The organism is Pseudonocardia sp. SID8383 (assembly GCF_009864975.1).
GTDB classification, from domain to species: Bacteria; Actinomycetota; Actinomycetes; order Mycobacteriales; family Pseudonocardiaceae; genus Pseudonocardia; species Pseudonocardia alni.
This window is the reverse complement of record NZ_WWFY01000416.1, coordinates 1-8,119: the sequence shown is the minus strand read 5'-3', so window position 1 is coordinate 8,119 and position 8,119 is coordinate 1. Positions and strand designations below refer to the sequence as shown.

The 8,119-nt window shown below is 74.1% G+C and carries 7 protein-coding genes and 1 pseudogene; 2 read left to right on the top strand and 6 right to left on the bottom strand.

The genetic code is table 11. The annotated features are described in order from the left end of the window. Positions 1-394, bottom strand: a pseudogene (locus GTW08_RS10315) (hypothetical protein); the annotation flags it as partial. Between the two features lie 97 nt (positions 395-491). Here GTW08_RS10315 and GTW08_RS10310 point away from each other — a divergent pair. Beyond that, positions 492-986 (top strand): FBP domain-containing protein, encoded by a 495-nt coding sequence (locus GTW08_RS10310; protein WP_073576428.1) that lies wholly within the window; start codon positions 492-494, stop codon positions 984-986. 1 nt (position 987) lies between these two features. Here the strand turns inward: GTW08_RS10310 and GTW08_RS10305 are convergent, their stop codons facing one another. Together GTW08_RS10305 and guaB are read right to left on the bottom strand one after the other, a co-directional pair. After that, positions 988-2,112 (bottom strand): GuaB3 family IMP dehydrogenase-related protein, encoded by a 1,125-nt coding sequence (locus GTW08_RS10305; RefSeq protein ID WP_073576429.1) that lies wholly within the window; start codon positions 2,110-2,112, stop codon positions 988-990. A 50-nt stretch (positions 2,113-2,162) separates the two neighbouring features. Beyond that, complete coding sequence (gene guaB / locus GTW08_RS10300) at positions 2,163-3,674, bottom strand: IMP dehydrogenase (protein WP_073576430.1); 1,512 nt, start codon at positions 3,672-3,674, stop codon at positions 2,163-2,165. Between the two features lie 150 nt (positions 3,675-3,824). On the opposite strand from guaB, the gene GTW08_RS10295 reads away from it, so the two are divergent. Further along, positions 3,825-4,232 carry a DUF5319 domain-containing protein gene (locus GTW08_RS10295; RefSeq protein ID WP_073576855.1) on the top strand — a complete coding sequence of 136 codons (408 nt, stop codon included), beginning with the start codon at positions 3,825-3,827 and terminating at the stop codon, positions 4,230-4,232. Positions 4,233-4,311: 79 nt separating this feature from the next. Here GTW08_RS10295 and GTW08_RS10290 read toward each other — a convergent pair whose 3' ends face one another. The 3 genes from GTW08_RS10290 to GTW08_RS10280 form a co-directional block, all read right to left on the bottom strand. Then, entirely contained in the window at positions 4,312-5,517 is a 1,206-nt protein-coding gene (locus tag GTW08_RS10290; protein WP_100878714.1) for an anti-sigma-D factor RsdA, read from the bottom strand. Continuing rightward, positions 5,510-6,085: a sigma-70 family RNA polymerase sigma factor gene (locus tag GTW08_RS10285; RefSeq protein ID WP_073576432.1), complete on the bottom strand. Its 576-nt coding sequence runs from the start codon at positions 6,083-6,085 to the stop codon at positions 5,510-5,512. The genes GTW08_RS10290 and GTW08_RS10285 overlap by 8 nt, the downstream gene beginning before the upstream one ends. A gap of 790 nt (positions 6,086-6,875) precedes the next feature. Further along, on the bottom strand, positions 6,876-7,472 hold the full coding sequence (locus tag GTW08_RS10280; protein WP_010225624.1) for a response regulator transcription factor: 597 nt from the start codon (positions 7,470-7,472) through the stop codon (positions 6,876-6,878). Positions 7,473-8,119 lie beyond the last annotated feature (647 nt).

The window sequence follows — 8,119 nt, the reverse complement described above, 5'->3', positions numbered from 1 at the left end:
GCACCGACCCGAGCAGCGCCCGCAGGTCCGCGGCGCTCGCGGCGCGGCGCCCCAGGTCGACGGCGACCGTCGGTGCGATGTCGCGCAGCCGTCCGAGCAGGGCCGGGTCGGCCAGGTCGTACCGGCCGTCGGCGGTCCCGGTGACGATCGCGTCCGGGCGCAGCGCCCGCACCGCCTGCGGGTCCGGGCTGCGGTCGTCGCCGACCGGGTCGACACCGTCGAGCGCCCCCGCGCAGCCGACCAGCTGGGCGCCCAGCTCCAGCAGCAGCTCCCCCACCCGGGGGTCGGTCGCCACCACCCGCACGACCGGTCCGCGCAGCGGCACCGGGGTCCCGGTCGCGTCGACGAAGGCTCGTCCACCGCCCATGGCGGCTCCGGCGGTGGGGCGGCTCATCGGCGGGCTCCTCCTGGCTGACGACGGCGTCGCCGTCGAACCTACCGCGCGAAACCCGCTCGACCCCCGCGGCGACAGGCGCCTAGCGTGGCCCGCCGTGACCAGCCCGACCGAGACCCGGATCCGCCGCGCCCTCACCAACTGCTCCAAGGGGGAGGCGACGCGGATGGTCCTGCCCGCGTGGGTCCGCGACCTGGACCCCGACCGGCTCGACGACGTCCGCGGCTGGCGTGACCCGAAGGCCCCCGACCGCGGGGTGCTGCTGGTCCCCACCGACGACGGCCCGGCCGGTGTCGTGCTGCGCGCCGCCACCGGCGCCACCCGCGCGGCGGCGATGTGCGCGCTGTGCCGGACCACCCACACCGTCGGCGGGGTCGCGCTGTTCGCCGCCCCGCGCCGCGGCGCGAAGGGGCGCCAGGGCGACACCGTCGGCACCTACATCTGCGCCGACCTGGCCTGCGCCGAGCACGTCCGCGTCGAGACGGCGACGGCCGCGCTCAAGCCGGCCCCCGGCACGACCGTCGACGAGCGACGGGCCGGGCTGCGGGAGCGGGCCGCGGAGTTCGTGGCGGCCGTGACCGCCGAGGGGTGACTCAGGTACGCAGGTTCAGCCCGACCCGCTGGAACTCCTTGAGGTCGGAGTAGCCGGTCTTCGCCATCGCCCGCCGCAGCGCACCGAACAGGTTCGTCGTGCCGTAGGGGCTGTCGGTCGGCCCGAACAGCACCTGCTCCAGGGTCCGCCCGGACCGCGCGAGGCCGGTGACCTCCGAGCGCGGCAGCGACGGGTGCGCCGCCGAGGAGGTCCAGTACAGCCCGCCCGCGGGGGCCTCCGCGGCCTCGGCCAGCTGCTCCCCGAGCATGACCGCGTCGGCGCCGCAGGCCACGGCACGGGCGATGTCACCGGAGGTGCCGATGCCGCCGTCGGCGATCACGTGCACGTACCGGCCGCCGGTCTCGTCGAGGTAGTCGCGGCGGGCCGCCGCGGCGTCGACGATCGCGGTCGCCATCGGGACCCCGACCCCCAGCACCTCGTCGGTGGTGGTGGAGGTGGACTGCCCGTACCCGACGATGACGCCGGCGGCGCCGGTGCGCATCAGGTGCAGCGCGGTGCGGTAGTCCCCCACCCCGCCGGCGACGACCGGGACGTCCAGCTCGGCGATGAAGTCCTTGAGGTTGAGCGGCTCGCCGTCCGAGACGTGCTCGGCGGAGATGATCGTGCCCTGCACGATGAGGATCTCGACGCCCGCGGCGAGCAGCGCCGGGGTGAGCTCCCGCGCGCGCTGCGGGCTGACCCGCGCCGCCACCGTGTGCGAGCCGTCGCGCAGCGGGCGCAGCGCCTCGGTGATCAGGTCCTGCTGGATGGGGGCCTGGTGCAGCTCCTGCAGCAGCGCCACCGCGGAGTCCGGCTCGTCGCCGGTCGCCGCCGCGACGACACGCTCCAGCGCGCCCTTCGGGTCGGTGTGCCGGGCCCACAGGCCCTCCGCGTTCAGCACCCCCAGCCCGCCGAGCTCGCTGATCCGCACCGCCGAGTCCGGCGACACCACCGCGTCGGTGGGGTGGGTCAGCAGCGGGATGTCGAAGCGGTAGGCGTCGAGCTGCCAGGCCGTCGAGACGGCCTTCGAGCTGCGGGTCCGCCGCGACGGGACGATCTCGATCTGGTCGAGGTCGTAGGCACGACGGGCCTCCCGGCCCATCCCGATCTCCACGAGGTCACGCACGGGCACCACCCTAAGCGGCGCTGCTCAGGATGGTGCTGGGGCCCCCGTCACTACCGGGCGGCGTAGTTCGGGGCCTCGACGGTCATCGTGATGTCGTGCGGGTGGCTCTCCTTGAGACCGGCCGCGGTGATCCGCACCAGGCGCGCCTGCTGCAGGTCCGGGATGGTCTGCGCGCCGACGTAGCCCATGCCCGAGCGCAGCCCGCCGCCGAGCTGGTGCACGACCGAGGACAGCGGCCCGCGGAACGGGATCCGGCCCTCGATGCCCTCGGGGACGAGCTTGTCCTCGCTGAGCACGTCGTCCTGGGCGTAGCGGTCCTTGGAGTAGGACCGGCCCGCGGCACCGGCACGGCCCTGCATGGCGCCGAGCGAGCCCATCCCGCGGTAGGTCTTGAACTGCTTGCCGCCGACGAGCACGACCTCGCCGGGCGACTCCGCGGTGCCGGCCAGCAGCGAGCCCAGCATGACCGTCGACGCGCCGGCCGCGATGGCCTTGGCGACGTCGCCGGAGTACTGGATGCCGCCGTCGCCGATGACCGGGACGCCGGCCGGGGCGCACGCCCGGGTGGCCTCGTAGATCGCGGTGATCTGCGGGGCGCCAACCCCGGCGACGACGCGGGTGGTGCAGATCGAGCCCGGCCCGACGCCGACCTTCACCGCGTCCGCGCCCGCCTCGACGAGCGCCCTGGCGCCCTCGTAGGTGGCGACGTTGCCGCCGACGACGTCGACGTGGTCGCCGACCTCGGCGCGCAGCTTCGCGACGGTCTCCAGCACCCGGCGGGAGTGGCCGTGCGCGGTGTCGACCATCAGGACGTCCACACCGGCCTCGACGAGCTGCATCGAGCGGGCGTAGGCGTCGTCGCCGACCCCGACCGCGGCGGCGACGACGAGCCGCCCGTCCGGGTCCTTGGTCGCCAGCGGGTACTGCTCGGTCTTGTTGAAGTCCTTGATCGTGATGAGGCCGCGCAGCATGTCGTCGCCGTCGACGATGGGCAGCTTCTCCAGCTTGTGCCGGCGCAGCAGGCCCAGCGCGGCCTCCGCGGTGACGCCGACCTTGGCCGTCACCAGGGGCGCGCGGGTCATGACCTCCGACACGGGCCGGTCGGTGTCGACCTCGTAGCGCATGTCGCGGTTGGTGATGATCCCCACCAGCCGGCCGGTCTCGTCGGTCACCGGCACACCGGAGATCCGGAACTTGGCGCACAGGGCGTCGACGTCGGCCAGCGTCGCGTCGGGGCTGCAGGTCACCGGGTCGGTCACCATGCCGGCCTCGGACCGCTTCACGACCTCGGCCTGGGCCGCCTGGGCGTCCGGGGAGAGGTTGCGGTGCAGCACGCCGAGACCGCCGGCGCGGGCCATCGCGATGGCCATCCGGGACTCGGTGACGGTGTCCATCGGGGACGAGACCAGCGGCACCTGGACCCGCACCCGGCGGGTCACCTGGCTCGACGTGTCGGCCGAGCTGGGGATCACGTCCGACTCGGCGGGCAGCAGCAGCACGTCGTCGAAGGTCAGTCCGAGCATCGCGAACTTGTCCGGCAGGCCGCCCATCTCGCTCGTCATCTCTCCGGGGCTCCTCTTGCGGTCGAAGCAGTGTTGTCGAGGCGGTGCGGTCGACGCTGACGGCGGGCTCCCGCCGCAGGCCGCCATCGTACGTCCACCACCCCGGGGTGGGCCGGGGCCCGACCCCCCTGCACCGGTACCGTGTACGCCGTGTCACCAGAGGCGCTGCCACCGGACCCGTTCGCCGGAGACCCGGATGACCCTGCGCTCTCGATGCAGGCCTACGACGACCGTGGTGACGGCCCGTGGCCGGGTTCCGGTGACTCCGATGTCCCCCCGTTGAACGAGACCGACCGCGGCGAGATCCTGGCCGACCTGGCGGACCTCGCCGTGTACCAGGCGCTGCTGGCGGGCCGTGGCGTCCGCGGGATCGTCGTCGACTGCGCGGACTGCGGCGAACAGCACTTCCACGAGTGGAACCTGCTGCGCGCGAGCCTGCAGCAGTTGCTCGACGAGGGCCGGATGCGGCCGCACGAGCCGGCCTACGACCCGGACCCGGCGTACTACGTCACGTGGGAGTACTGCCGCGGGTACGCCGACGCGACCCTCGCCGACTGAGCGCGGCACCCCGGAGACATACGACGGGCCCCGGAGGAGATCCTCCGGGGCCCGTCGCCGTGCTGCGTGCCGGACCGCGTCAGTTCGGTGTGCTGCTCACCGCACCGGTCGTCGTCGACGACGGCGGGGGCGTGGTGTCGTCCGAGGGGTCGGCCTGTCCCTCCCCGGCCGCGGTGGGCCGGGTCGTGGGCGCCGTCGTCGGCGTCGTCGGGTCCGCCTGGCCCTCCGTCGTCGGCGAGGTCTCCGACGGCGACGGCGACGTCGTGGGCGACGTCTCACCCGGCCCGTTCAGCACGGACGGGTCGGTGGTGCCCTCCGGGGAGGTCGGGCCGCCCGGGGTGGTCGCTCCCTGCGTCGGACGCGGGTCCGGCGCCGGGGTGTCCTCGTCGCCCTCGGAGACCGGGGGCGGCGGGGCCGGGGTCCCGTCGCGCAGCGGCGACCGTGGGTCGGTCGGCGTGCCCGGCGGGGTCTCGGCGACCTTCTGGCTCAGGAAGCGGTTCTGCTGCTCGAAGTCGTTGCGCAGGTCGGGCGCGGTGCGGTCCACCAGCGGGCCGAGCGCGGCGAGTTCCTGCTGCGCACCGACGGTGTCCCCGGCGGCGAGTTTGGCGTTGACCCGCTCGATGCCCTCGCGCAGCGTGGTCGCGGCCTGCACCTGTTCGGCGCGCTCGCTGTAGAGCACCCGGGAGACACCCCACAGGGCGTCGCCCGGCTGGGCCTCGTGCGCACTGATCGAGACGACGGCCAGCGCACATGCCGCGACCGCCGCGGCGGCGACGAGCGGACGCAGGAAGGAGACCTTCCGCGACGGCTTCGCCGGCTGCAGGATCTGCACGGCCTCGTCGGTGTCGAGGAGCTGCGGGATCGGGTCGCGCTCGACCTCGTCCTTCCAGGACGAGAGCATCGCGGTCAGGTGGTCGTCGACGTCGTAGCCGCGCCGGCCGGGGCCGGACACGCCGAGCCCGGAGGACAGGGCGTTGATCAGCTCGTCGTCGGCCTGGAGCTCGACGAGGTCGATCGGGCCGTCGTCCTCGACGCCGTCGAGGTCGTCCCACTCGTCGGCGCGGGCGGCGTGCCGCTGCACGGCCGGCTGCGGGACGGTGCGCCCGTCGAACGGCACCGGGTGACCCCGGTGCCCGAGCGGATGCGAGTGGCCGTTGGTGTGGCCGTTGGTACGGGGAGGGCGGGGCTCGCCGAAGCGGCCACGCGTCACCGGTGCGGGCGGGCGCTCCCAGCCCTCACCGGGCGGCGGGGGGAAGCCCGGACCGTGCGGACCCTGGTCACGCATCCCGGACCACCTCCTCACTCATCATCTTCCTCAGCCGGGCCAGCGCCCGGTGCTGGGCGACGCGGACGGCGCCCGGGGTGGAGCCGACGGCTGCCGCGGTCTCCTCCGCGGACAGACCCACGACCACGCGCAACACGATGATCTCCCGATGCTTGTCCGGAAGGATCTCCAGGAGCTTGGACATCTCCTTCGACAGTTCCACCTGCAGGGCCCGGGACTCCGGACCGTCGGACGACTCCATGCGGTCCGGCACGTCGGCCATCGGTTCCGAGCGGTTCCGGGACGCAGCCCGGTGCGCGTCGATGACCTTGTGGGACGCGATGCCGTAGACGAAGGCGAGGAACGGGCGACCCTGCACCCGATACCCCGGCAACGCCGTGAGCACGGCCACGCAGACCTCCTGGGCGACATCGTCCGCCGAGACGGACCCTCGGTCGGTCCCCAGACGGGCGCGGCAGTAGCGCACGACGAGGGGCCGAATCATGGCGAGAACGCGCTCGACCGCGGACCGATCGCCGGCCATGGCCGCTTCGATCCACTCGTCGGGAACGTCTCTTGATTCACTCATCGTGGGGAACCGCCCAGGCGTTACGAGCTTCCAGCAGTGTCATCCGATCGTGGAGGCAACCCGCGTTCGCGCAGGTGGGATCGGCTCGGATCCACCGTATCCGAGCGGGGCTCGCCGACGGGAGTCGCTCCATGTCAGATCAGACGATCGTGCACTGTTCCGGGTTGCGCGGGGCCACGCCGGAACACGGCCACGGGGCGACCACAGTCGGCGAGCGGTTCGTCACCCACCGCAGATTTGCGGTCACCGGACACAGTGAAGATCGTCCGCGCCCGATCACCGGCCGTGGACCGCCCGGCGCGGGTCGCGCCCGGTTCGGCGCGGAGTCCGGACGGGTCGCCGTGGGGTCGCGGGGCTGCGGCGGCGCATGTGACACCAGGGACGAGAGGGACGACGGAGGTCGATTCCCGGCGTCCCCCCGACCGCTCGTCGGACGAGGGCCGATCGGACCCGGACGGTTACGGCGTCCGGCGGATCCGTCATCGGTCCCGCCGAGGCGGCCGCGCTCCGGCGGGGTCCGGTCGCGGGGAGCACGACCGGCGTCCCGTCACCGGGCGCCGGGCCGGCCGGAGCCGGTCGGGGGTCCCGGGCGTGGTGCCCCGGGTGCGGGCCGCGGGGGTCTGCAGCGGCCCGGGTGCGTGGGCCGGACACGGGGATGTCCGGGCGTGGAGCCGGACCGCGGGGGTCGGTCCGGCTCACGATGCCCACCCGCGGGCGAGTGGGTGGAGCGGCCGGTTCGGGGTCGGTCGCTCGGTGGTGCGTTCTCGTGCCGTTCCGGGTGGGGGCCCGGTCAGGACACCAGGCCGCGCCGGAAGCCGTGGGCCACGGCCTGTGCGCGGTCACGGACGCCGAGCTTGCGGAACAGCCGGCGGGCGTGGGTCTTCACGGTGTCCTCGGAGAGGTAGAGCTCGCGGCCGATCTGGCCGTTGCTCTTGCCCTGGCTCATCCCGCGCAGCACCTGGAGCTCGCGCTCGGTGAGCTGGACCCCCGGGTCGGTGGGGACGCGCGGGGTCGGCACCGAGGTGCTGGCCAGGGTGTGTGCCAGCGCGGCGACCAGCTCGGGACGCGAGGCGTCCCAGCGCAGGTAACCGCGTGCCCCACCGGCGATGGCGGCGGCGATGCTGCCGGCGTCGTCCGGGGCTCCGAAGACGATGACGTTGGCCTGCGGGTGGGCGGCCACCAGTCGCCGGGTGGCCTCCACCCCGGTGGGCACAGCACGCTGCGTCCCGACCAGGACGACGTCGACGGACTGGCGGGCGTAGCGGGCGAGGAGCTCGTCCCCGTGGGCGACGCAGTCGATGCGCTGGACCCCCGGGACCGCGGACATGACGCGAGTCAGTCCCTCGCGGACGCTGCGACGATCGTCGCAGATGAGTACCGTCGTCACGACGATTCCTTCCTGCAGCTTCCTGCAGCCGGGTGATTCTTCACCCTCCGAATCGGCGGGTGACACTCTCACCTTGACACGGTCGGGGCGATTTTGTGCCCTCCGTTCGGCGCTCTGACCCACGTGCATCAGCGTCATGTGGGTGAAGCGTCGCCGAATGGAGTAGTCCGTACGGTACATCGTCCGGGCCCGGCTCCGGGCACTACTCCCGCAGCAGTTCTCGCCCGCTACGGTCACTTCGCGTATAGAGGACGCTCACCGTGTGCAACACCGCATGTCGGCGACCCTCCGCACCGCTCGGCGACTGCGCGTATCGAACGGTGACGCTCCGGCGTGTCGCGCTCCGGCGACCGGTCCGGAACCGGCCTCCGGCATCGCCCGATCGGCCCCGCGGCGCCCGCGGTGCGGCCGAGCGGGTACGGCATCCGGACCACCTCCGGCCGGGTCCGGTGCCCCGTCCGGCCCCGGTGCCGGCCCGGTGAGGTCGGCCCGGGCGAGCAGCGCAGGGCGGTGCAGCGGTAGCAGTCCGTGTACGAGCGCGTCCGCGGCCACCGCGTCCAGCTCGGCGACGACGTCCGCCCGGACCTGCCCCGCCACCCCGGCGACGACCGCCCGGACCAGGCGGCTCTTGAGCACGTGCCGCGCGG